23 protein-coding genes are annotated in these 23,118 nt (G+C 71.8%); 13 read left to right on the top strand and 10 right to left on the bottom strand.

What is annotated here, in order from left to right:
• Nucleotides 1-70 precede the first annotated feature (70 nt).
• From Q1B24_RS21395 to Q1B24_RS21380, 4 genes are all read right to left on the bottom strand, one after another.
• Nucleotides 71-751: a hypothetical protein gene (locus tag Q1B24_RS21395; protein WP_299932832.1), complete on the bottom strand. Its 681-nt coding sequence runs from the start codon at nt 749-751 to the stop codon at nt 71-73.
• A 300-nt stretch (nt 752-1,051) separates the two neighbouring features.
• On the bottom strand, nt 1,052-1,180 hold the full coding sequence (locus tag Q1B24_RS21390; protein ID WP_299932829.1) for a hypothetical protein: 129 nt from the start codon (nt 1,178-1,180) through the stop codon (nt 1,052-1,054).
• A 51-nt stretch (nt 1,181-1,231) separates the two neighbouring features.
• Complete coding sequence (locus Q1B24_RS21385; RefSeq protein ID WP_299932827.1) at nt 1,232-1,522, bottom strand: hypothetical protein; 291 nt, start codon at nt 1,520-1,522, stop codon at nt 1,232-1,234.
• Between the two features lie 222 nt (nt 1,523-1,744).
• Nucleotides 1,745-3,190: an HNH endonuclease signature motif containing protein gene (locus tag Q1B24_RS21380; RefSeq protein WP_299932824.1), complete on the bottom strand. Its 1,446-nt coding sequence runs from the start codon at nt 3,188-3,190 to the stop codon at nt 1,745-1,747.
• Between the two features lie 455 nt (nt 3,191-3,645).
• Between Q1B24_RS21380 and Q1B24_RS21375 the strand changes: the two genes are divergently transcribed.
• From Q1B24_RS21375 to hemB, 5 genes are read left to right on the top strand one after another with little or no spacing between them, the layout of a single operon-like run.
• Nucleotides 3,646-4,320, top strand: coding sequence for a redox-sensing transcriptional repressor Rex (locus Q1B24_RS21375; protein ID WP_299932821.1), 675 nt, complete (start codon nt 3,646-3,648; stop codon nt 4,318-4,320).
• Nucleotides 4,317-5,606 (top strand): glutamyl-tRNA reductase, encoded by a 1,290-nt coding sequence (locus Q1B24_RS21370; protein WP_299932818.1) that lies wholly within the window; start codon nt 4,317-4,319, stop codon nt 5,604-5,606. The genes Q1B24_RS21375 and Q1B24_RS21370 overlap by 4 nt, the downstream gene beginning before the upstream one ends.
• Entirely contained in the window at nt 5,603-6,544 is a 942-nt protein-coding gene (gene hemC, locus Q1B24_RS21365) for a hydroxymethylbilane synthase (protein WP_299932816.1), read from the top strand. The genes Q1B24_RS21370 and hemC overlap by 4 nt, the downstream gene beginning before the upstream one ends.
• Nucleotides 6,541-8,193, top strand: a complete 1,653-nt coding sequence (locus Q1B24_RS21360; protein WP_299932811.1) for a uroporphyrinogen-III synthase — start codon at nt 6,541-6,543, stop codon at nt 8,191-8,193. The genes hemC and Q1B24_RS21360 overlap by 4 nt, the downstream gene beginning before the upstream one ends.
• A 45-nt stretch (nt 8,194-8,238) precedes the next feature.
• Nucleotides 8,239-9,234: a porphobilinogen synthase gene (gene hemB / locus Q1B24_RS21355; RefSeq protein WP_299932808.1), complete on the top strand. Its 996-nt coding sequence runs from the start codon at nt 8,239-8,241 to the stop codon at nt 9,232-9,234.
• Between the two features lie 105 nt (nt 9,235-9,339).
• Here hemB and Q1B24_RS21350 read toward each other — a convergent pair whose 3' ends face one another.
• Nucleotides 9,340-10,557, bottom strand: a complete 1,218-nt coding sequence (locus Q1B24_RS21350) for a lytic murein transglycosylase (RefSeq protein ID WP_299932805.1) — start codon at nt 10,555-10,557, stop codon at nt 9,340-9,342.
• A 192-nt stretch (nt 10,558-10,749) separates the two neighbouring features.
• Here Q1B24_RS21350 and hemL point away from each other — a divergent pair, with 192 nt between their 5' ends.
• From hemL to ccsB, 6 genes are all read left to right on the top strand, one after another.
• Nucleotides 10,750-12,078 carry a glutamate-1-semialdehyde 2,1-aminomutase gene (hemL, locus tag Q1B24_RS21345; RefSeq protein WP_299932802.1) on the top strand — a complete coding sequence of 443 codons (1,329 nt, stop codon included), beginning with the start codon at nt 10,750-10,752 and terminating at the stop codon, nt 12,076-12,078.
• A gap of 1 nt (nt 12,079) precedes the next feature.
• Complete coding sequence (locus Q1B24_RS21340; protein ID WP_299932799.1) at nt 12,080-12,757, top strand: histidine phosphatase family protein; 678 nt, start codon at nt 12,080-12,082, stop codon at nt 12,755-12,757.
• 125 nt (nt 12,758-12,882) lie between these two features.
• Nucleotides 12,883-13,326 carry a TlpA disulfide reductase family protein gene (locus Q1B24_RS21335; protein WP_299932796.1) on the top strand — a complete coding sequence of 148 codons (444 nt, stop codon included), beginning with the start codon at nt 12,883-12,885 and terminating at the stop codon, nt 13,324-13,326.
• Nucleotides 13,319-14,068 (top strand): cytochrome c biogenesis protein CcdA, encoded by a 750-nt coding sequence (locus Q1B24_RS21330; RefSeq protein WP_299932793.1) that lies wholly within the window; start codon nt 13,319-13,321, stop codon nt 14,066-14,068. The genes Q1B24_RS21335 and Q1B24_RS21330 overlap by 8 nt, the downstream gene beginning before the upstream one ends.
• Nucleotides 14,065-15,717, top strand: coding sequence for a cytochrome c biogenesis protein ResB (locus tag Q1B24_RS21325; RefSeq protein ID WP_299932790.1), 1,653 nt, complete (start codon nt 14,065-14,067; stop codon nt 15,715-15,717). Before Q1B24_RS21330 ends, Q1B24_RS21325 begins: the two co-directional genes overlap by 4 nt.
• The gene (gene ccsB / locus Q1B24_RS21320; RefSeq protein ID WP_299932787.1) at nt 15,714-16,757 is read left to right on the top strand and encodes a c-type cytochrome biogenesis protein CcsB; all 1,044 of its coding nucleotides are present in this window, start codon (nt 15,714-15,716) and stop codon (nt 16,755-16,757) included. The genes Q1B24_RS21325 and ccsB overlap by 4 nt, the downstream gene beginning before the upstream one ends.
• On the opposite strand, the gene Q1B24_RS21315 is transcribed toward ccsB, so the two are convergent.
• Nucleotides 16,674-16,850: a hypothetical protein gene (locus tag Q1B24_RS21315; RefSeq protein ID WP_299932784.1), complete on the bottom strand. Its 177-nt coding sequence runs from the start codon at nt 16,848-16,850 to the stop codon at nt 16,674-16,676. The two genes, ccsB and Q1B24_RS21315, sit on opposite strands and share 84 nt — an antisense overlap.
• Before the next feature lie 36 nt (nt 16,851-16,886).
• Here Q1B24_RS21315 and Q1B24_RS21310 point away from each other — a divergent pair, with 36 nt between their 5' ends.
• Nucleotides 16,887-17,150 carry a DUF4229 domain-containing protein gene (locus Q1B24_RS21310; protein WP_299932781.1) on the top strand — a complete coding sequence of 88 codons (264 nt, stop codon included), beginning with the start codon at nt 16,887-16,889 and terminating at the stop codon, nt 17,148-17,150.
• Nucleotides 17,151-17,171: 21 nt separating this feature from the next.
• Here the strand turns inward: Q1B24_RS21310 and Q1B24_RS21305 are convergent, their stop codons facing one another.
• The 4 genes from Q1B24_RS21305 to Q1B24_RS21290 are packed head-to-tail and all read right to left on the bottom strand — an operon-like array spanning nt 17,172 to nt 22,089.
• Entirely contained in the window at nt 17,172-18,428 is a 1,257-nt protein-coding gene (locus tag Q1B24_RS21305) for a GNAT family N-acetyltransferase (RefSeq protein WP_299932778.1), read from the bottom strand.
• Between the two features lie 48 nt (nt 18,429-18,476).
• Nucleotides 18,477-19,352, bottom strand: a complete 876-nt coding sequence (locus Q1B24_RS21300; protein WP_299932775.1) for a 1,4-dihydroxy-2-naphthoate polyprenyltransferase — start codon at nt 19,350-19,352, stop codon at nt 18,477-18,479.
• Entirely contained in the window at nt 19,336-20,691 is a 1,356-nt protein-coding gene (locus Q1B24_RS21295) for an MFS transporter (protein WP_299932772.1), read from the bottom strand. Before Q1B24_RS21295 ends, Q1B24_RS21300 begins: the two co-directional genes overlap by 17 nt.
• A gap of 57 nt (nt 20,692-20,748) precedes the next feature.
• Complete coding sequence (locus tag Q1B24_RS21290) at nt 20,749-22,089, bottom strand: LssY C-terminal domain-containing protein (RefSeq protein ID WP_299932769.1); 1,341 nt, start codon at nt 22,087-22,089, stop codon at nt 20,749-20,751.
• Nucleotides 22,090-22,220: 131 nt separating this feature from the next.
• Here Q1B24_RS21290 and Q1B24_RS21285 point away from each other — a divergent pair, with 131 nt between their 5' ends.
• Entirely contained in the window at nt 22,221-23,045 is an 825-nt protein-coding gene (locus Q1B24_RS21285) for an alpha/beta fold hydrolase (RefSeq protein WP_299932764.1), read from the top strand.
• Nucleotides 23,046-23,118 lie beyond the last annotated feature (73 nt).

Genomic DNA, 23,118 nt, shown 5'->3' with positions numbered 1-23,118 from the left:
CCTGCATGACTCCAAGATTTCAGGCCACGCCGATCACCGCACCACGCCGCGCGGATTGTTCAGCAGTCTCCTAGGCATCGCCGGCGCGCGGATGGTTCGGATGGTTGGGTACGCCGTCGAGATAGGGGCGCTCAGGCCAGCGGAGCCAGTTGTACGGCCGGTGCCGCCACTTCTGCGTGAACGGGTGCCATCCGGGGCCGTCCCAGCGTTGAAGCAAGCCCGGCTGGTACGGCGAGGGGTAGAACCCGGGCGGTGGGACGTCGCGGTCAGGCTCGCGGAGCACGGAACCGTTGCGCCCCAGCCGCCACAGACCCGGGTACGCCGTACGTGAGGTGTACCCCGCCTCGAACTCCTCACGCTCGCGGGCCCCGAGGCGCCCCATCATCCAGAACGCGCCACCGCCACCGACCGCCACCATGGCCGCGTACAAAGGCCCCGGCGTGGTGTCCGGGAGCACGATCACCAGCAGGATGGTGCCGAAGAACATGCCGATGCCCGTGAGCAGCATCGCGTGGGCGGACAGGCCGGGCAGCCGCTCTGGCGGAGTCGCCGGTGCAGGTGGTGGCAGCAGGCCGAGCCGCTGCGCGGCCCGGTAGCCGGGCGCCGTCTGCGGTGGGTGCTTGGCCCTCGCGCCGTAGACCTCCCACCCCTTGACCTGTTGGGCCTCTCCATCGGGCAGCGGCGGAAGCTCCGGCTGGGTCCAAGCGAGGACGGACGTGTCACCGCCACCACCGAACACCGTCAAGCGCATACCTGAAGCCCTTGAGCCAAGGTGTCCGTCTCGCGCCATCATTCCTCGTGCGAGCTCGGACCACTGGACCCCCGTTGCATCTGACCACCCTAGGTAGGCGCTTCAGGAGATTGTTGAGAACAATCGGATCTGATGGCTTCTGCCGGTCTGTTCCGGCAGTCTGGTTCCGGTAGCGGCCAGCGGGTCATTTGTCTCTGCAGACCCGGTGATGCGAGCAGCCGTGCTGGAGTCGTGGGCACTGCACGCGGAGTCACCGGCAGGCGCACATCCCTTGGGCGAGCCCCCGTGCGTCTTGGCCGATCAGACGCCGTGCGTCCCGGCCAAGACGTCGAGCACGAGGTACGCGATGACCGCCAGGGTCACCAGGGCGACGACCAGCCACAGCCACCACGGCCGTCGAGGGGATGGGCTCACCGGGTCCTCGTCCATGTCCGCTCCTCTCCGCCACCGGTTCACAGTCATCCGGCTCGATGCCTCGACTCAGTGTCCGCCGAGGGCCTCGCCGACGGCGAAGGCCACGACGACGACGACGAACGTGAGGGACGCGAGCACGACCACGAGCACCGAGCGCTCCTTCTCGCGGAAGATGGCCAAGCCCGAGGTGACGAGCGAGGCGAAGGCGAGCCCGATGATGGCGATGCCTGTGACAATGCTCAGCGCCCGCGGCAAGTAGGAGATGAGGAGCCATACAGGAAGCACCAGGTAGAGCACCACGGGGAGCAGGAGCCATAGCGCGCGACGGCCCATCGGGGTGCGAGGCAAGGCGTACATCTCGATTCCTCCTGTCCGGGCCGACCGGTCCGCTTCGTGGTGTCCCGAGACCCGGCTCAAGCCAATCGCGGGATCGATCGGCGCGGCAGAGACCGAGGTCACCAGATGGCCGGGACGTCCGCACTCACATGCCGCTGATGGTCCGCGGACATGCTTGCCATGCATGGAACGTGACGTGCCGGTGTCCCCGCCACCGGGTGGGTGGCGGGGTGCGGGGCGGGGTCATCGTCGGCGTGGACGAGGGATGCCGGGTGGGTCGATCGCTGTCGTGCCGTCGCGGTCGCGGCGGTAGCGGTGCCCGTGCGGGGAGGTCCACTCGTAGATGCCGGGTGCGACCATCTCGTAGCGCCAGCCGGTGAAGGTCTTCAAGCGGTGGTGGCCGCGGCACAGGGCGGCGAGGTTGTCGGTCTGGGTCGGCCCAGGCTGTGGTCTGCCCTCGGCTTCGGCGTCGGGGTCGTGGGGGATGACGTGGTCGACGTCGCAGCGTCGGGCCGGGCGGGTGCACCAAGGGAACACGCAGGTCTTGTCTCTGAGGACGACCTGTTCGCGGATCCGGTCCGGGACCTCGTACGCGGGTGTCGCGAGGGTGGCGTTGAGGTCGATGACCGGCTTGATCGTGACCTTCGTCCGGGAATCGGCACACCACGCCTTGATCTGGTCGAGGAGCACGAGGCGCTGACGCTCTTCGAGCCGGCCGGTGGGACCGAACACGGTCTGCTCGCCGGCCGTTGAGGCGTCGAAGTTGTCGTCGAAGTGGGCGTTGAAGTGGGCGTGGAGCACGACCTCGCGTGCGACGGGGAGCCCGTCCTCGGTCTTCGCGACGGTGCCTGCGCCCGTGGTGTGGAGGTCGAGGGCGGTCTGGGTGCGGGCGAGGTCGCCCAGCGCCTTGGCGCGGCGCACGTTGAGCGACTCGGTGGACCCGAGCGCGGCCTGGGTCGCGGCGCCCTGGGCGAGGACTCGGTCGAGGTCGATCGCATCGGCCATGTCGATCTCGGCCTCGAGGCGCATGGTGCCGGCGAAGTGGACCTCTTGGGTGTCGATGGTGACGTGGCGGGGGTCGACGTGGAGCCAGCCGTCCTCGGGATCGGCGGCCGGGTCGGGGGTGGCGAGGTCGAACCGCTTGATCGCCTCCGCCACCAGCCGGTCGAGCTGCGCGGCTCCGACCTTCCCCGCCACGGCGGCGACCTGCGAGTCGACGAACCCGGCCGCCTCCCGGGTCAACGAGGGGGAGGAGTGGATGGTGGTCTCCGCGACTGAGCAAGCCTTCCAGGCCGGGACGCGGCCGGCGTGGACCAGGGCCCACAACCGCGGGAGGCGGTGCCGCAGCTCCAGGGCCTGCCCGATCAGCTTCTTCGCCGCGACCGTCGACACTCCGAGGACGCCGCCGAGCTCCGCCACGCAGAACTCCGCCACCAACGGGCACCCCTCACCGGCGATGGGCTCCTCGTGCTCATGACCGGCAGACGGCACGGAGAACGACGCGGCGTCGTGGATCGACTCCGGCGGGTGCAGGTCCGCCCACTGCGCAGCCAGCAGCAGCTGGTCCGCGGCGGCCTGGTTCTCGACGGCGCGACGCTCACGGATCGCGGACAGCAGGTCCGAAGCGGTGAGGTCCTCGACCCCACCTGCCACCCGGCCCGCCACCCGGTCCGCCACTGATTCGCTCATGTGTTCGATTGTATCCGTCGGCTCCGACACTGGCCCCGGCGCGAACGGGACCTGTGGACACCCCCGCCGGCACGCCGTTCCTGGTCTCGAGACGGGACTCCGTCCCTCCTCGACCAACGGAGCGGGCGGGTCTCGTGACGGGACTTCGTCCCTCCTCGACCCACGGAGCGGGCGGGTCTCGAGACGGGACTTCGTCCCTCCTCGACCAACGGAGCGGGCGGGTCTCGTGACGGGACTTCGTCCCTACTCGACCAACGGGGGCAGAGATCGCGACCCGGGGAGGACGAACGTCGTCCCGTATGCCCTGCGGCACCCCTGACGCAAGTCGAGGGACCCCCGCTTCGGGTGGGTCTTCTCACATGTGCTAGCCGGCATTTCTCCCGTTTTGTTCTCCCGTTCACAAACTCCTACAGTGGCGGAGTCACGCGAGATTCGCGGACTGGAAAGAAGCAGCTGTGACCGCACGGACCCCCGACTCTGCCCGGGACATTCCCGAGGCAACCGTCGCTCGGCTTCCCGTGTACCTGCGTGCCCTGACAGGCCTGGCCGAGGGCGGCACCACGACGTGCTCGAGCGAGGAGCTGGCCGCGTCGGCCGGAGTCAACAGCGCCAAGCTCCGCAAGGACCTCTCCTACCTCGGCAGCTACGGCACGCGCGGCGTGGGCTACGACGTGGAGTACCTCCGCTACCAGATCGCCCGCGAGATCGGCGTGACGCAGGACTGGCCGGTCGTCATCGTCGGCATCGGAAACCTCGGCCACGCCCTCGCCAACTACTCCGGGTTCCGGAGCCGCGGCTTCCGGGTGGTAGCGCTCCTCGACGCCGACCCCGACCGCCACGACGAGGTCGTCGCCGGTCTCGACGTCCGCTCCTTCGAGGACCTCGAGTCGATCGTGACCGAGGACGCCGTCGCAATCGGCGTGATCGCGACGCCGGCCGTCGCCGCCCAGTCCGTCGCCGACCGCATGGTCGCCGCCGGCATCACCAGCATCCTCAACTTCGCCCCGACCGTCCTGACCGTGCCGGAGGGCGTCGACGTACGGAAGGTGGACCTCTCCATCGAGCTGCAGATCCTCGCCTACCACGAGCAGCGCAAGTCGGGTCTCCCCACGGCGGAGGTGACGGCATGAGCGTCCTCGTCGTCGGCATCTCCCACAAGTCCGCCCCGGTCGATCTGCTCGAGAAGCTCGCGCTCGACGGCGAGGGCGCCACCAAGCTCATCCAGGACGTGATGGGTGGCGAGCACGTCTCCGAGGCGACGGCGATCGTCACCTGCAACCGCCTCGAGGTCTACGCCGAGGTCGACCGCTTCCACGGAAGCGTCGAGGACCTCTCCGGCCTCCTCGTCGCCCGTGCGGAGCAGTCCACCGAGGCCCTGCTGCCACACCTCTACGTCCACTACGACGAGGGCGCGGTCTCCCACCTCTTCCAGGTCGCCGCGGGCCTCGACTCGATGGTCGTCGGCGAGGGCCAGATCCTCGGCCAGACCCGCGAGGCGCTGCGCGTCGGCCAGGAGCACGGCACCGTCGGCCCGGCGCTCAACACCCTCTTCCAGCAGGCGCTGCGCGTCGGCAAGCGGGCCCACGCCGAGACCGACATCGACCGTGCGGCCCCGTCGCTGGTCACCGCCGCCCTCGAGCGCAGCTCGGTCCCGGTCGACGGCGCCACGGCCCTCGTCATCGGCGCCGGCGCGATGGCCTCCCTCGCGGTCGCCCACCTGTCGCGCAACGGCGCCGCCAGCATCTCCGTGCTCAACCGCACGGCCGCCCGGGCGGAGCGGCTCGCACTCGAGTACGCCGCCACCTCGGTGCCGCTCGAGCAGCTGGTCGACCAGCTCGCCACCGCCGACATCGTCATCTCCTGCACCGGCGCCCCCGAGCCCCTGGTCCGCCTGGCCGACGTCGTCACCGCGCGGGGCAGCAGCGACCGGCCGCTGAGCGTCATCGACCTCGCGCTGCCGCACGACGTCGACCCGTCGCTGGCCGACCTGCCGGGCGTCGAGCTGATCAACCTCGCCGGCCTCGCCGACGAGCTGCGCGGCCTCGAGGCCACCGCGGGCGTCGACGACGTACGCACCATCGTCGGGCAGGAGATCAGCGCCTTCCTGGCCGTACGTCGCCAGGCGAGCGTGACGCCCACCGTGGTCGCCCTGCGCTCGATGGCCACCGCGGTGGTCGACACCGAGATGGAGCGCCTCGCCACGCGCCTGCCGGGCCTCGACGAGGCCACCCGTGCAGAGGTCCTCCACACCGTCCGCCGGGTCGCCGACAAGCTGCTCCACGAGCCGACCGTGCGCGTCAAGGAGCTGGCCGACGCCGAGCCGGCCGTCTCCTACACCGCCGCGCTGGCCGAGCTCTTCCGCCTCGACACCGACGCGGTCGACGCCATCTCCCGCGCCGAGGGAGGGCAGTCATGAGCACCCTTCGCCTCGGCACCCGCGCCTCCGCACTGGCCACCACCCAGTCCGGGCTCGTCGCCGACCTCGTCCGCGAGCGCCTCGGCCGCGAGGTCGAGCTCGTCGAGATCTCGACCGAGGGCGACCGCAGTGCCGCCCCGCTCGCCCAGATGGGCGGCACCGGCGTCTTCGTCAGCGCGCTGCGCGACGCGCTCCTCGACGGCCGGGTCGACTTCGCGGTGCACTCCCTCAAGGACCTGCCCACGACCCCCGCCGAGGGCATCGCGCTTGCCGCGGTCCCGATGCGCGAGGACCCGCGCGACGCCGTGGTGGCCCGAGACGGCCTGACGCTGGGCGAGCTGCCGGTGGGCAGCCGCCTCGGCACCGGCTCGCCGCGCCGCGTCAGCCAGCTCGCCGCACTGGGCCTCGGCCTGGAGCTGCACGGCATCCGCGGCAACGTCGACACCCGGATCCGCAAGGTCCGCAACGGCGAGGTCGACGCGGTCGTCCTGGCCCGGGCCGGACTGGCCCGCCTCGGTCGCCTCGACGAGGTCACCGAGGTCCTCGACCCCCTCCAGATGCTTCCCGCGCCCGGCCAGGGCGCCCTCGCCATCGAGTGCCGCTCCGGCGACACCGACCTGGTGGCGGCGCTGGCCCGGCTCGACGACCCCGCCACCCGCGCCGCGGTCACGGCCGAGCGCGCGGTCCTGTCCACCCTCGAGGCCGGCTGCTCGGCCCCGCTGGGTGCCCTGGCCGAGGTCGTGGAGGGGGAGGACGGCGAGGAGCTGTGGCTGCGCGCCGTCGCCCTGTCGGAGGACGGCGGCCTCTCGGTGCGGATGAGCACCACCGGCCCCGTCGCCGAGGCCGCACAGATCGGAACACGCCTCGCGGGCGACATGCTCGCCGAGGGAGCAGCAGACCTGATGGAAGCACCACCAGTGAGGAATCAGCACGCATGACGCGAGTACAGACCCCCCAGGCCAGCACCGCGCCCGCCCCGGCCCAGGGCTGGGTGTCGTTCGTCGGCAGTGGACCCGGTGACCCGGGCCTGCTGACGGTGCGAGCCGTGGAGCTCCTCCAGGGTGCCGAGGTGATCGTGACCGAGGCCCCCGACCACGTCGCCCTGGTCCGTTCGGTCCTCGGCCTCGTCGAGGGCCCCGACGGCTTCGAGGGAGGCCCCGAGATCGTCGACGGCGGCTTCGGCGAGGACGGCCAGCCCCTGACCCACGCGGCCCGCGCCAAGGTCGTCGTACGCCACGGCAAGAAGCAGCGTGTCGTCCGCCTGATGACCGGCGACCCGTTCCTCTACGCCTCCGGGCCCGAGGAGGCGCAGGCCTGCGTCAAGGCCGGCGTCGGCTTCGAGGTCGTGCCGGGCGTCTCCTCGGTGAGCGCGGTCCCGGCCTACGCCGGCATCCCGCTGACCACCAAGCGCCACAAGGAGATGGCCGTCGTCACCTGCGGCGACAAGGTCGACTGGAGCGCCTACGCCGACGACCGCACGCTGGTCCTGCTCTCCGGCGTCGGCAGCATCGGCGAGACCGCAGCCGCGCTGGTCGAGGCCGGTCGCTCGCCCGAGACGCCCGTCGCGATGACCCGCGTCGGCACCACGACCGAGCAGCAGACCCTCGTCTCCACGCTGGCCGACATCGCGGCCGACGCCCGCGCTGCGCGCATCGCGCCGCCGGCGATCACCGTCATCGGCGACGTCGTCGACCTGCGCCAGACGCTGTCGTGGTTCGAGACCAAGCCGCTCTTCGGTTGGCGTGCGCTGGTGCCCCGCACCAAGGAGCAGGCCGGCTCGCTGTCGCGTCGCCTGCGCGAGTACGGCGCCGTGCCCGAGGAGGTGCCGACCATCTCGGTCGAGCCGCCGCGCAACCCGCTCCAGATGGACAAGGCCGTCCGCGGCCTCGTCGAGGGCCGCTACGAGTGGATCGCCTTCACCTCGGTCAACGCGGTCAAGGCCGTGCGCGAGAAGTTCGAGGAGTACGGCCTCGACGCCCGCGCGTTCTCCGGCCTGAAGATCGCCGCGGTCGGCGACAAGACCGCCCAGGCGATCGCCGACTGGGGCCTGCGCGCCGACCTCGTCCCCTCCGGCGAGCAGTCCGCCGCCGGCCTGCTCGCGGACTGGCCGCCCTACGACGAGGTGCTCGACCCGATCAACCGGGTCTTCCTGCCCCGCGCCGACATCGCGACGGAGAACCTCGTCGCCGGCCTGGTCGACCTCGGCTGGGAGTGCGACGACGTCACGGCCTACCGCACGGTGCGCGCCACGCCGCCGCCGGCGCCGGTCCGCGACGCCATCAAGACCGGCAGGTTCGACGCCGTCGTCTTCACCTCGTCCTCGACGGTCCGTAACCTCGTCGGCATCGCCGGCAAGCCGCACCCGTCGACGATCATCGCCGTCATCGGCCCGCAGACGGCCAAGACCGCCGAGGAGCACGGCCTCCGGGTCGACGTGCTGGCCCCGACGCCCGACGTGGAGGTCCTCGTCGACGCCCTCGCCGACTTCGGTGCCTCGCGACGCCTCGCGATGATCGAGGCCGGCGAGCAGGTGACCCGCCCGAGCGAGCGCACCGCCTCGGGCCGTCGCAAGGCCCGCGCCAAGTAGCAGCCCGCACCCGATGCCGGGTGGACGCTGGGGAAGGATGGAGGAGTGACCGAGGAGACGCACGTCCAGGGACCGACCATCCGACCCCGGCGGCTGCGGCGCACTCCCGCGCTGCGCCGCATGGTCGCCGAGACCCACGTGGTGCCCAGCTCGCTGGTCCTGCCGGTCTTCATCCGGGAGGGCCTCGCCGAGCCGCACCCGATCTCGTCGATGCCCGGCGTCGTCCAGCACTCCCGCGACTCGCTCAGGCGGGCCGTCACCGAGGCCGCCGAGCTCGGCCTCGGCGGGGTGATGGTCTTCGGCATCCCCGAGCACAAGGACGCCACCGGTTCCGGCGCGATCGACCCGGCCGGCGTGCTCAACCTCGCCATCACCGACGTCGTCGCCGAGGTGGGTGACCAGCTCACGGTGATGTCGGACCTGTGCCTCGACGAGTTCACCGACCACGGCCACTGCGGCCTGCTCACGCCCGACGGCGAGGTCGACAACGACCAGACGCTGGCGGCGTACGCCGAGATGGCGCTCGCCCAGGCCGCGGCCGGCGTCGACATGGTCGGCCCCAGCGGGATGATGGACGGCCAGGTCGCCGTGGTGCGCAAGGCGCTCGACGCCGCCGGGCACTCCCACGTGTCGGTGCTCGCCTACTCGGCGAAGTACGCCTCCGCCTTCTTCGGCCCCTTCCGCGAGGCCGTCGACTCCTCGCTCGTCGGCGACCGCCGCACCTACCAGCAGGACCCCGCCAACGCCCTCGAGGGCGTCCGCGAGGTGCTCCTCGACGTCGCCGAGGGCGCCGACATCGTCATGGTGAAGCCGGCCCTGCCCTACCTCGACGTCGTACGCCGGGTGCGGGACGCCGTCGACGTACCGGTCGCCGCCTACAACGTCTCCGGCGAGTACGCCATGCTCGAGGCCGCCGCGGCCAACGGCTGGATCGACCGGGAGGCCGCCATCATGGAGACCCTCACCTCGATCCGTCGCGCCGGCGCCGACGTGATCCTCACCTACTGGGCCTCCGAGGCCGCCCGCCTGCTGCGCGCCTGACTGCTGGGCTTCGACACGCTCGCGCGACCTCGTCCCTCGGTCGCGTCGCTTGCTCAATCTTGACCGCCCCACGCGCTGACCTCGTGCCTCGATCAGCGCTGTCGGTCAAGGGTTCATCAGGTTGTCGATGCAGGCGTTGAGCGCCGGCAGGTCGAGCGCGGAGATCCCGCTGGCCAGGCACTGGGCCTGCGCCTCGGCGAAGGTCAGCGTCGCCGTGATCGTGTTGGTCGGGAGCGGCGGCAGCGTCGTGGTGAGGGACGGCAGGGGAGTCGTCGGGTCGACCGTGGGCACACCCGTCGGGTCCTTGGTCGGGTCCTTGGTCGGCGAGGGCGACGGGTCCTGCGTGGGGCTGGGGGTCTGCGTCTGGGTCGGCGCGGGGCTCTGGGTCTGGCTGGGGCTCGGGTCCTTCGTCGGCGAGGCGTCGTCGCCCTTGTCGCCGTCGTCGTCGTCCCGGCCCCCGCCGTTGCGCCCGCCGTCGCCGCCCTTCCCGCCCTTCCCACCGTTCCCGCCGTACGTGGCGGTGGCGTCGGGGACGATCACGCCCGTGGTGAGGGTCGTGGTGGGCACGGCGCTGAAGTCGCCGTCAATGTAGGCCTGCATGATCTCGAGGACCAGGTCGACGTAGGCGTTGGAGTGGTTGTAGCGGTAGACCGACGCCCGCTGGCCCTTCTCGGCGGAGAGGTCGTCGTCGCCGGAGCAGAGGTAGACGGCCGTCGCGAGGGCCGCGTCGTCGATGTCCTGCGGGTCGCGGGTGCCGTCGCTGTCGCCGTCGACGCCCACGACCGACCACGTCGAGGGGATGAACTGCATCGGCCCGACGGCTCGGTCGAAGCGGGTGTCGTCGTCGTACTGGCCGGCGTCGGTGTCGAGGATGCGCTGGGTGTCGTTCTTGCCGTCGAGGGCGATGCCGAAGATGCCGGGGCGGGCGACCCCTCGTTCGTCGAGGGCGTTGCCGCCGAAGCGGCCGTGGTCGGACTCGACGCGACCGATGGCGGCGACGAGCTCCCACGACAGGTTGCAGCCCTTGTCGGCCTTGTTGATCACGGCCTCCGCGCGCTGGTAGGCGGACAGGGCGGCCTGCGGGATGTCGCTGGCGGAGCCGGGGGTGAGCGCGGCGGCACGGGTCACCGGGTCGCCCACGCTGGCCGGGGCCTCGATCGCGGCGGTCGGCAGGACGGTGCCGTCGGGGAGGGTCTGCGAGCCGTCGGGATCGGCACTGGCCGGGTCGACGCCCACACCTGCGAGGTTGGCCGTCCACGCCGCGGAGAGGACTGCCAGCGGGATGATGGCGATCGCTCGGTGCAGCCGGGCCGAACTCGACATGAAGTGCACTCCCCTGGGTCGTCCCGTGCTCGGAATGGAGTCCTCGTACCCCGTCCGGGCACGTCCACACCTCGTCAACGACGATTCGTCCCACCAAGTTACGCGCGCGGCGCCTGTGCGCCAACCCACAACGGGGGGACCTGTGCGCGCACCGACTGGGGATCCTTTGCCCTCCTGCGTGACAATGACCCGGTGACCTCCGCGACCACCCCCACGACGACCGCGGCCAGCGAGGCCTGGTTCGCGCGTGCCCGTGCCGTGACGCCCGGCGGCGTGAACTCGCCCGTACGCGCGTTCACCGCGGTCGGCGGGACGCCGCGCTTCATCACCTCGGCCTCCGGCGCCTGGCTCACCGACGCCGACGGCAACGACTACGTCGACCTCATCTGCTCCTGGGGCCCGATGCTGCTCGGCCACGCGCACCCCGACGTGCAGGCGGCCGTCGCCGGCGCGGTGGCCCGCGGCACGTCGTACGGCACCCCGACCCAGCCCGAGGTCGAGCTCGCCGAGGAGATCGTCGCGCGCACCCCCGTCGAGCGGGTCCGCTTCGTCTCCTCCGGCACCGAGGCGACCATGTCGGCGATCCGCCTCGCGCGCGGCGCGACCGGTCGCGACCTCGTCGTGAAGTTCGCCGGCTGCTACCACGGCCACGTCGACCCGCTGCTGGCCGAGGCCGGCTCGGGTGTCGCGACGCTGGCGGTGCCCGGCACCAGCGGCGTTCCGGCGACCGCGGCCGCCGAGACCCTCGTCCTGCCCTACAACGACCGCGACGCCGTGCAGGCCGCCTTCGAGGCCCACGGGTCACGCATCGCGTGCCTCATCACCGAGGCCTCCCCGGGCAACATGGGCGTCGTCCCGCCGGCATCCGGCTTCAACGCCTTCCTCGCCGAGACCTGCCGCGCCCACGGCGCCCTCTTCATCAGCGACGAGGTGATGACCGGCTTCCGCGCCACGGAGCAGGGCGGCTGGGGCCTCGACGGCGCCGTCGAGGGCTGGACGCCCGACCTGATGACCTTCGGCAAGGTGATGGGAGGCGGGTTCCCGGCTGCGGCCTTCGGTGGCCGCGCCGACCTGATGGCCCATCTCGCGCCCGAGGGCCCGGTCTACCAGGCCGGCACGCTCTCGGGGAACCCCGTCGCCACCACGGCCGGCCTCGCCACCCTCCGCCTCGCGACGCCGGAGGTCTACGCCCACCTCGACGCCACCGCGCAGACCGTCCGGGAGGCGGCCTCCGAGCACCTCCGGGCCGCCGGCGTCCCGCACGTCGTCCAGGCCGCCGGTACGATGTTCTCGGTGTTCTTCCGCGACGGCGCGGTCCGCGACTTCGCCGAGGCCGGCCGGCAGGACACCGCCGCCTACGCCGCCTTCTTCCACTCGATGCTCGACCAGGGCGTCTACCTGCCCCCGTCGGCCTACGAGGCGTGGTTCGTCTCCGCGGCGCACGACGACCGGGCCGTGTCCACCATCATCGACGCCCTGCCGGCCGCCGCGAGCGCGGCCGCCGCGGCGGGAGGCAACTGACATGGGAGTCCAGACCACCGTCCACCTGCTCCGGCACGGGGAGGTCCACAACCCCGAGGGCGTGCTCTACGGCCGGATGGACGGGTTCCACCTGTCCGACCTCGGCCGCCAGATGGCGCAGCGGATCGCGGAGTCGATCGGCGACCGCGACATCGTCCACCTCCGTACGTCGCCGCTCGAGCGCGCGCGGGAGACCCTCGCGCCGTTGGCCGAGCGGCTGGGGATGGCGCCGCAGGTCGACCCGCGGGTGATCGAGTCGGGCAACAAGTTCCAGGGCATCGACTTCGGCGGCGGCGCGAAGACCTTCCTCAAGCACCCGGAGCTGCTGCGCCACATGTACAACCCGTTCAAGCCGTCGTGGGGCGAGCCCTACGACGAGATCGCCGGACGGATGATGGCAGCGGTCCACGACGCGCGCGAGGTCGCGGCCGGTCACGAGGCCGTCGTGGTCTCCCACCAGCTGCCGATCTGGACGACCCGGCTGTTCCTCGAGAGGCGCAGCTACCTCCACCACCCCAAGACCCGCCAGTGCACGCTGTGCTCGCTCACCAGCATCGTCTTCGACGACGACCGGGTGACGCAGGTCCGCTACTCCGAGCCGGCCGGCGACCTGATCCCGGTGGCTGACCGCTCCGCACCGTTCTCCGCCGGCGGTGCCCCACGGAAGGACCGGCCCTGAAGCTCGCCCGCCTGCCCCTGGCCCCTCTCCTGGCCCTCGCCTGCCTGCTCGCGCTGGCGGGCTGCTCGAGCCTGTCCGGCACCGGTGACAAGGGCTACATCTCCGGCACCGGGGTTCCGACCGAGGTGGCGCCGGCCGACCGGGGCGAGCCCGTCGAGCTCACCGGCACCGACCTCGAGGGCGGTGCCGTCGACCTCGCCGACCTGCGCGGCCGGCCGGTGGTCGTCAACGTGTGGGCGTCGTGGTGCCCGCCGTGCATCACCGAGCAGCCCGACCTCAACGAGGCAGCCGCCGCGCTGGGCGACGACGTGCAGTTCCTCGGCCTCAACATCCGTGACGCCTCGCGGGACGACGCGACCGCCTTCGTCCGCGACCTCGACGTGCCTTACCCCTCGATCTACTCCGCCGACGGCTCGGCGCTGCTCCCGTTCGCCGGCACCCTGACGCCGCGGTCCATCCCGAGCACGGTCGTCCTCGACGCGGAGGGCCGCGTCGCCGCTTCGGTCAACGGCCGGATCCCGACCACGCAGACGCTGGTCTCGCTCGTCGAGGCGGTGCTCGATGAGTGACTGGTTCCAGGAGATGGCGCTGTCCGGCTCGATGGTGCTGGCTCTCCCCGTCGCCCTCGCCGCCGGCCTCATCTCGTTCTTCAGTCCCTGCGTCATCCCGCTCCTGCCGGGCTACCTGTCCTACGCGACCGGGATCTCGGGCGGCGACCTCGACCAGGCCAGCCGCAGCCGGTTGGTGCTCGGCGCGACGCTCTTCGTGCTCGGCTTCTCGGTCGTCTTCGTGCTGCTGGGCAGCCTCACCGGCGCTGCCGGGTCATGGCTGTTCACCCACACGCGCCAGCTCAACCTCGTCCTCGGGATCATCACGATCCTCCTCGGCATCGCGTTCCTGGGTGCGTTCGGCTTCCTCCAACGTGACTTGCGCATCCACAAGGTGCCCGCAGTCGGCCTCGCCGCGGCACCGCTGCTGGGCTTCCTGTTCGGCGTCGGCTGGACGCCGTGCGTGGGCCCGACGCTCGCGGCGATCAACGTGCTGTCGGTCAACGAGGCGACCGCCAGCCGGGGGGCACTGCTCTCGGCGGTCTTCGCGCTCGGCCTCGGGCTGCCGTTCATCGCGGCGGCGTTCGCCTATCGGCGGATGCTCGGCGCGTTCGCCGTGGTCCGGCGGCACCAGGTGCTCGTCATGCGCCTCGGCGGGGCGATGATGATCCTCGTCGGCGTCCTGCTCGTCACCGGGTGGTGGGACCGCATGGTGCAGTGGCTCCAGCTCCAGGTCGTCCAGGGATTCGCGGTGCCGGTGTGACCGACCTCCAGCCCGACCTGCGCCAGCGACCGTCCGACGACCGCCAGGCGAGCCCCCTGCCTGCCGAGCTCACCACCCGCGAGCTGGCCCGGTGGTCGTGGCGGCAGGTCACCTCGATGCGGACGGCGCTGGTGCTTCTCCTGCTGCTCGCGCTGGCGTCGATCCCGGGCTCGGTCATCCCCCAGGACAACATCGACTCGCTGGCCGTCAGCCAGTGGCGCGACAACCACCCGCGGCTCGCCCCGATCTGGGACCGGCTCGACCTGTTCAACGTCTACGGCTCGGTGTGGTTCTCGGCGATCTACGTCCTGCTGATGATCTCGCTGGTCGGCTGCATCATCCCGCGGCTGTTCGTCTACGCCCGCGCCCTGCGGGCCAAGCCCCCGAAGGCGCCCCGCAACCTCTCCCGCCTGCCCGCGAGCACGTCGTACACGACCGACGAGGACCCCGACGTCGTGCTGGCACGGGCCGCAGATGTCCTGCGCGCGCGACGCTTCCGCACCGACCGGGGCACCGACGCCGTGGCGGCCGAGCGCGGTCACCTGCGCGAGGCCGGCAACCTGGTCTTCCACGTCGCCGTCATCATCGTGCTGGTCGGCGTGGCCGCGGGCAGCCTGTTCGGCTACAAGGGCGGGGTCATCCTGCTCAACGGTGACGACTACGGCTTCTCCAACAACCTCACGCAGTACGACGACTTCGCCCCGGGCGCGCTCTTCGACCCCGACGTGATGGAGCCGTTCTCCTTCAGGATCACCGACTTCCAGCTGGACTGGCTCACCGAGGGCAATCGTGCCGGGATGGCCCGCAAGTTCGTCGCCGAGCTGGCCTACGAGACGGAGCCGGGCGGCGAGACGAAGAACTACGACCTCGAGGTGAACCACCCGCTGAGCATCGGCGGCACCGACATCTTCCTCATCGGTCACGGCTACGCCCCGGTCATCACGATCCGCGACGGTGAGGGCGAGGTCACCAAGAGCGGCCCCGTGGTGTTCCTGCCGACCAACGCTCAGACGTTCGAGTCCTTCGGCGTCGTCAAGGCACCGTTCGCTCGACCGGAGCAGATCGGCCTCGAGGGCACGTTCTACCCGACCTTCGCGATGGGCCGCGACGCCGACGGCAACCTCACCATGCCGTCGTCGATCTTCGGCGCGCTGGGCGACCCGCTGATCTCGATGAGCCTGTGGACCGGCGACCTCGGCCTCCAGGACGGCACCGCCTCGTCGGTCTACGTGCTCGACAAGGCCGACGCCACGCAGGTGATGAAGCCCAACGGCCAACCGTTCCGGATGGACCTGCGCCCCGGCGAGAGAGTCACCCTGCCCGACGGGCTCGGCTCCGTGACCTTCGAGGGCGTGCAGCGCTGGAACAAGATCCAGATCAGCCGCTCCCCGGGCAAGATGGTCGCCCTGGCCGGGGTCGTGCTCGCGCTGCTCGGCCTGCTGGCCTCGCTGTTCATCCGACCGCGGCGGCTGTGGGTCCGCGCCCGCCGCCAGGACGACGGCACCACCCTGGTCGAGATCGCGCGGCTCGACCGGTCCTCGGGCGGCGACCCGGAGGACGGAGCCGCCGAGCTCGCCGCCGTCGCGGCGGCACTGCAGGACCCGACGGACCCCCGGACCACGAGCAGCACCAAGGAGGAGCAGTCGTGAACGATGCACAGTGGGAGGTGTTCAGCTACCAGGGCGTCATCGCCGCCGCGGTGCTCTACTTCCTCGCGATGATGGCCTACTTCTTCGAGCTGGCGAGCCTGCGAACGGCAGCGAAGGAGGTCGAGCTCGCCACCGTCGCCCACGGTCCAGGAGGTGCCGACGCCGGCGTCGAGCATCCCATCGCCCCGACCCGCCGCACCGAGCTGGCCGCCCGCCTCGGCCTCGTGCTGACCGGCTTCGCGGTGCTCGTCCACCTCGTCGCACTGGTCGCGCGCGGGCTCGCGGCCGACCCCAACCGGGTGCCGTGGGGCAACATGTACGAGTTCACCATCGCCGGCACCTTCGTGGTGGCGCTGATCTTCGTCCTCGCCACGCTGCGCATCGACATCGAGTGGCTCGGCCCGCTGGTGACGACCTTCGTCGTCGCCGCCCTGATGGCGGCCTTCCTCGGGCTCGACGACGCCGTGCTGCCGCTGCCCGACGCGCTCAACTCGCCGTGGCTCGTCATCCACGTGGTCTCGGCGGTGATCTCGACCGGTGCCTTCACGGTCGGCGCCCTGCTCTCGGGGCTCTACCTCGTCAAGGCACGCTCGACGGCGACCACCGGCTACCTCGCCCGGGTGCCGGAGCTCAAGGTGCTCGACCGGCTGTCCTACCGGATGCACGCCTTCGGCTTCCCGGTGTGGACCTTCGCCGTCCTGATCACCGGCCCCATCTGGGCCCACCAGGCGTGGGGGGCCTACTGGAACTGGGACCCCAAGGAGGTGTGGGCCTTCATCACGTGGGTGGTCTACGCCGCCTACCTGCACGCCCGCGCGACGGCGGGGTGGCGCGGGCGCAACGCGGCCATCCTGGCGCTGGTCGGTCTCGCGACGCTGTGGTTCAACTTCATCGGCATCAACTTCTACAGCTCCTCCAGCCAGCACTCCTACGCCCAGGGAGCCGGCCCGGAGACGTCAGTCGTCCTCGGGCTTGCGGGGCCGGTCGAGGCCGCGCAGGAAGTCGGGGTCGTCGTCGGGACCGATCGTCCGGGGGCGTGACGGGCCGCCGCCGTCGAGGCGGCGCAACGTCAGCCTGACCAGGAACCACACGACGACCGCGATCGCAGCGACCACGAGCAGGACCTTCAGCATTCCTCCAATGTAGTCCGGGGCGCCTAGTCTTGAGGCGTGAAGGAGTTCGTCGTCTACACCGTCATGCGGGTCCTGTTGTTCCTGGCGTCGTTCGGCGTCGTCGTGGGGGTGATGGCCCTCGCCTTCGACGGCCGCTACAACCTCTTCTGGGCCGTGATCCTGGCGTTCCTGATATCGGGCATCGCGTCCTACTTCATCCTCAATCGGCAGCGCGAGGCCTTCGCCCGGCGCGTCGAGGCGCGCGCGTCGCGGGCCTCCGCGGCCTTCGAGGAGCGCAAGGCCCGCGAGGACCAGGACTGATCCTCGGGACCGGCCCCGGCCTCAGAACCCCGTGAGGTTGTACGCCGGCTCGCTGAGGTCGGCCATCGCTGCGAAGCGGCGTACGGCCTCGGCCGCCCCGACGACGCGGCCCGCACGGTGCAGCGGCATGACGGGTACGTCGCCGAGGTAGAGCGAGCCCAGCGTCTCGCTCGTCAGCCGGACGTCGGCCGCAGCGTCGGTGCGGGCGACCGTGGCGACGCCGTCACGCGTGGCGACCTCGTAGCGCCCGGCCGCATGGTCGAGCGGGTCGTCGACCTCGAGCACGAGCGTGCCGTTCGCGGCCCACGGGCGGGCGGCGAGCGCGCGGGGGACGTCGAGGACCCGGAGCCAGAGGAACTCCTCGAGCTCGGTGGTCTTCACGCGGTTGAGGTCCGTCAGCGCCCACATCAGCGGGTCGTCGGGGTGGAAGAGGTTGAAGCCGACCGTGGTCACCCGGTCCAGCCCCGCGAGGAACGACCAGAGGCCGAGCTGCGCCTGCGGCGCGAGGGCGGCCATCTCGTCCACGCGCACGGCGTCCTTCTCACCGTGCTGGAAGATGGCGAAGCCGTCGACCTGCCCGTCCGCGCCGAGGTGCACCGCGACCCGGATCTTGCGGTTGGCGCCGGTGCCGTTGAAGTCGTAGGCGCCGGTGTGGATGTCCTGGTACTGCGCCGGCCACTCGACCGAGCCGCGCTGCCGGGCGTGGAAGGCGTCGAAGACCGCCTTCACGTGCGGCCAGGCGTCGACCGGCTCGAGGAGCTCGACGCGGCCGGGGTCGGTGAAGGAACGGAACGCGAAGCCGGGGGAGGTGTTGACGTCCACGCCGTGGCGGAACGTCGCCGGCCCGAACCCCCAGCGGCCGTAGATCGTGGCCTCGGACGCGGTCAGCGCCGCTACCGGGACGCCGTGCGCGACGGCGTCGGCGAGGTCGTCCTCGATCATCCGGCGCAGCAGGCCGCGGCGCCGGTGGGCGGCGCTGGTGGTGACGTCGGTGACCATCCGCAGGGGGAGCAGCTCGCGGCCGGCGTTGAGGGTCTTGTCGAGGCTGGCGTAGGTCGCCACCGGCATCGGGCCGGCGCCGAACTCGCCGGCGGGCAGCCACGCGCCGCGGACCGTCACCCGGTCCTGGCGGTAGTGCCCCACCCACCGGTCGACGAGCTCGTCGTCCGGCCGCGGGTCGCGGAAGCCGCGCAGGACCGCGCCCACCCAGCCGCGGCGCCGGGCCACGGCCTCCTCGGAGTCGTCGGACAGGTCGAGGATCGCGAAGTCGTAGTCCACCCGGCCACGCTAGTCAGCGCGCCGGACGCGGGCCATCGGTTATCCGGGTCAGCCGAGCGCCAGCAGGGGGACGGCGACCAGGACCGACCAGAGCAGCTCCGCGGCGCCGGTGGCGGCCAGGACGGGGATCAGGGCCGGGCCGGTCGCTCCACCGAGGACGGCGCGGGTGGGGGGGAGGGCGCGGGCCAGGAACGCGAGGCCGAGGAGGGCCCACCAGGTGGTGGCGACGGCCACGGCGACGACGGCGGCAGCGGCGACCAGGACGAGGAAGGCGTAGAGGGAGCGGGTCCGCTCGGCGCCGAGCCGCACCGCGAGCGTCCGCTTGCCCGACACGGTGTCGGTCGGGATGTCGCGCAGGTTGTTGGCGACCAGGATCGCGCAGGCGAGGGCTCCGATGCCGACGCCGGCGTAGAGGGCGGGCCACTCCCAGGTCTCCGTCTGCACGTAGGTCGTGCCGACGACCGCGACGAGGCCGAAGAACACGAACACCATCACCTCGCCGAGGCCGAGGTAGCCGTAGGGCTTCTCGCCGCCGGTGTAGAACCAGGCGGCCACGACGCACACCAGGCCGACCGCGACCAGCCACCACGCCGTGGTGGCGGCGAGGACCAGGCCGGCCGCCGCGGCGACGCCGAAGGAGGCGAACGCGGCGGCCTTCACCGCGCGCGGCGACGCCGCGCCGGAGCCGACGAGCCGCATGGGCCCGACGCGGTCGGCGTCGGTGCCGCGGACGCCGTCGGAGTAGTCGTTGGCGTAGTTGACGCCGACCTGGAGCGCGAGGCTGACGACGAGGGCCAGCAGGGCCTTCCACCACACCGCCTCGTCGACGTACGCCGCGACGCCGGTGCCGGCGAGCACGGGCGCGACCGCGGCGGGGAGGGTGCGCGGGCGGGCGCCGGCGAGCCAGTCAGCGGTGGAGGTCACCGGTGGATTCTGGCAGGGGCGCGTCGGGCTCCATCGGCAAGGGCTCCTGGGAGACAGCGGCGTCCACGTGCTCGGGCTCGCTCGCCCGCGCGTCGGCCAGGACGTCGGCGGGCACGTGCTGCTCGAGGAAGCGTCGGCCGGCGTGCGCGGACTTGTGCAGACCGGCCGCGGCGACGACGACGATCGCCGCGATGGTGAGCCAGCCGAGGGCGCCCCACTCCATCGCGAGGAAGCCGTAGGCAGCCGGCGCCCAGAACCGCCCGAGCGTGCCGCCGAGCTCGGAGACGCCTTGGTAGTCACCGCGGCGACGGGGGTCCATCAGCTCGGCCTCGAGCGTCCAGCCCGAGGCGGACAGGAACAGCTCGGCCCAGGTGAGGACGACGTGGCCGAGGAAGAACAGCACGATCGTCATCCAGCCGGTCGTCTCGTGCGTGGCCAGGGTGACGAGGCACGTCAGGACGAAGAAGAGGGTCGAGAGGCGCACGGCCCGCAGGGCGGTCTCGACGTTGCGGATGCCGCGCGAGGCGAGCCGCGGGAGCACGATGCACATGACCGTGTTGGTGCCGAAGAGGACCGCGACCAGCACCTTGGGCGCGTCGGTCTCGGTCACCAGCCACACCGGGATGACGGTGTGCAGCAGCACCTGGTTGGTCCACATGACGCCGGTGAAGAACGTGACCGCGATCCAGCTGCGGTTGCGGATGGCGGGGATGCCCTCGGGCTTCACCCGCGGCTCGGAGCTGCGGACGTCGTGGGAGGCGTCAGGGAGTCGAGGGATCGCGGCGCTGTTGAGCAGGAACAGCACGGCACTCACCAGCGGCGACCAGCGGAGCACGTCGGTGCCGAAGGCGATCGCGCCGCCGCCGAGGAAGGCGCCGATGCTGAAGCCGACGTTGAGCGCGGAGTAGAGGTAGGCACGCGACTCGACCCGTTCGGCCGGCGGCAGGATGTCGATGACGTAGGCCCCGTGCGCCGTCCCGCCGAGGGTGCCGGCGACCTCCATCGCGACCGCCAGGGCGACGTACTCGGGGAAGCTGTCGATGAAGGGCCACGCGAGGAACAACATGCCCTGCAGGGCAGCCGACAGCGTCCACATCCGCTTGGGGCCGAAGTGGTCGACCAGCTTGCCCATGGGCACGGCGACGATGAAGCTCGCCACCGCGGCGATCGTGAGGCCGATGCCCACCTCGGCCAGGGAGAGCCCGACGACGAGGGTGAAGAACACCGCCGACCCTGCGAGGAACGCGCCGTCGCCGGAGGCGAAGAGCAGGGACTGGACCGACAGCCTCCGAGCGAGGGGGGACGGGGGCGTGGCGTAGTTCTTCAGGGCGGTGAGCATCGCCGGTCATTCTCGCCCGTCGCACCGACACTGTCCTGCGGTTTTCGCCCCGGAGCCTCAGGCTCGCCGGCCGAGGCCCACCCAGCGCCGCGCGCCGCCGGAGCTGACCGCGATCAGGATGAGGACGGAGATCGCGGTGCTCGTCAGGACGAGGAAGTGGACCTCGGCGGCGGTGCTGAGGTCGACCAGCTGGGTCACGGCCTCCGCGGTGCACACGACCATGAGGGCGGTCCGGGCCCACGCGTGGTGGGCGAGCATGAAGACCCACAGGCCGATGAGGCACAGCGCACTTCCCCCCATCACGGCGACCTCGCGGGCCGTCGCAGTGGTCTCGAGGCTGTCGCTCAGGACGACGGCGACGAGCACGGTCGCCAGGGTGACGGTGGCCTTGGCCAGGCTCATCACGGCGGCGGCCAGGAGGCTCGGCGGCGGCACGCGGTGCGACACCGCACGCGACAGCGCATCGGTCTCCGGCTCGACCCGGTCCGGCTCGGGCGCCCGGAGGCGGGTGAGGTCGAGGATCGGCAGGCTCCCGTCGGTGCGTACGACGTCGCCTCCGCCGTTGCGGGTGGTGAAGGCGCTGGAGTAGTCCCGGATCATCCGCAGGGAGGTCTCCGGGACCGCGTAGCGGACGGTGTCGATGACGTAGTCGCGCTCGATGTCGATGTCGGCGTCGACCCGGTGCGTGACCTGGAGGGTGAACAGGGAGATGCCGACCGCCTTGTCGTACGTCGCGGCCGCCAGCCACTGCACCTCGAACCCGCCGGGCAGCTTCCAGCCGTCCGGGACCGGCCAGAACCGGACGTGGTGGCGCTGTGACGGGTTCCCGTCGACCTCCTGCTGGTAGGCGAAGGCCTGCCGCCGGCCGAAGAGGAACAGTGACGAGACCGGGGCCTCCGGGTAGGGGCGGCGCAGTACCGACGACACCACGATCCGCCAGGAGGAGCGGATGGTGAGCTCGTCGGCACGGGTCCAGCCGGCTCGCAGCAGGGCGGCGTGGATGTCGGCCTCGCTGCCGTCCAGTGCCAGGTTCACCGGGTCGCCGAGCACACCCACGTCGGTCAGGGTCCGCCCGATGAAGTAGTCGGGCACGTAGACCTTCGAGAGCACCTCCTGCAGGCGGGGCACCCCGACGTAGGCCAGCAGCACCCAGAACAGGAAGACCGCGCCGATCGCGTACCAGCCGTCGTCGAATCCGACGGCGATCACGATCCAGCCCAGCCACATCACGAGCACGGTGCCGATCACGAAGAAGACGCCGTCGACGATCTCGTTGACGGGCCAGAGCGGGATGCTCGAGACGTCGTCCGGGGCCAGCTCGAACGTGGGCGGTGACGTCGGGGGCGGCGTGTCCACGGCAGCACCGCGGCGCCAGTCGTCGGCGGGCTCGACCCCCATGGGCGACCCTCCTCGTTCTCCGTGGGACGTTCGCAGGCTACCGAAAGCCAGCCGGCGGTGTGTCCCCAGAAATCGCGATGCTGCTGCGCCGGCCGAGGGCGCGACCGGGTCCGAGCCTCTAGCCTCGGTCCATGAAGGCCCGCCGAGCACCAGGCGACGGCTGGGTGGACGAGCGGCTCCAGGTCGGAGGGACGTCGGTCCGCTACCGGCGCAGTACCGAGGAGGGCGGGGTCCCCCTCGTCCACCTGCACGGCTTCGCCATCTCCGGGGCCTACCTGATGCCGACCGCCCGCGCCCTGGCCGCTCGTGGGGTCAACGTGGTGCCGGATCTCCCGGGCTACGGACGCAGCGAGCGCCGGGACCGGGTGCTCGCCATCCCGGGACTGGCCGAGACCACGATCGCGCTCCTCGACGGGCTCGGCATCGACAGGGCTGTCCTGGTCGGGAACTCGATGGGCTGCGCCGTCGGCCTGGAGGTCGCCCACCGGGCACCCGAGCGGGTCGACCGGCTCGTCCTGGTCTCGCCGGCCGGAGGGGAGCACAACCAGCCCCTGGGTCGTGCCGTCGGGCAGCTCGCGAGGGACGTCTTCCGGGAGAGCACGAGGATGTTCCCCGTCGCGCTCCCCGACTACGTCCGCTTCGGGCCGCTGAACGGACTGCGTCTCTTCGCCGAGCTGACCCGCTTCCCGTCCCTGGAGCGGCTGCTGCACACACCCGTCCCGACCCTCGCCGTCCTGGGGACCCGCGATCCGCTCCTGCCGTCACCCGACCGCATCCGCGAGGTGGCCCGGCTCGCTCCGGACCACCTCACGGTCGCCGTGGTCGACGGGGCCGCGCACGCAGTGAACTTCAGCCACCCCGTGGAGCTGGCGGGCGTGGTCGGAGCGTGGCTCGACGACGCGATCGGGGACGGCTCGCTCCTCCCGCACGGCGTTCGCGTGGTCACGGCCACCTAGGGCGTGTCTCCCTATTGGCGAAGCCAGATCGTGATGGCGCGCAGGACGACTCCGCCGCGGTAGACGACGGCTA

The sequence above is a fragment of the uncultured Nocardioides sp. genome, assembly GCF_947488025.1.
GTDB lineage: Bacteria > Actinomycetota > Actinomycetes > Propionibacteriales > Nocardioidaceae > Nocardioides.
The sequence above is the reverse complement of the archived record's forward strand: the minus strand, read 5'-3'. Positions and strand labels throughout refer to the sequence as shown.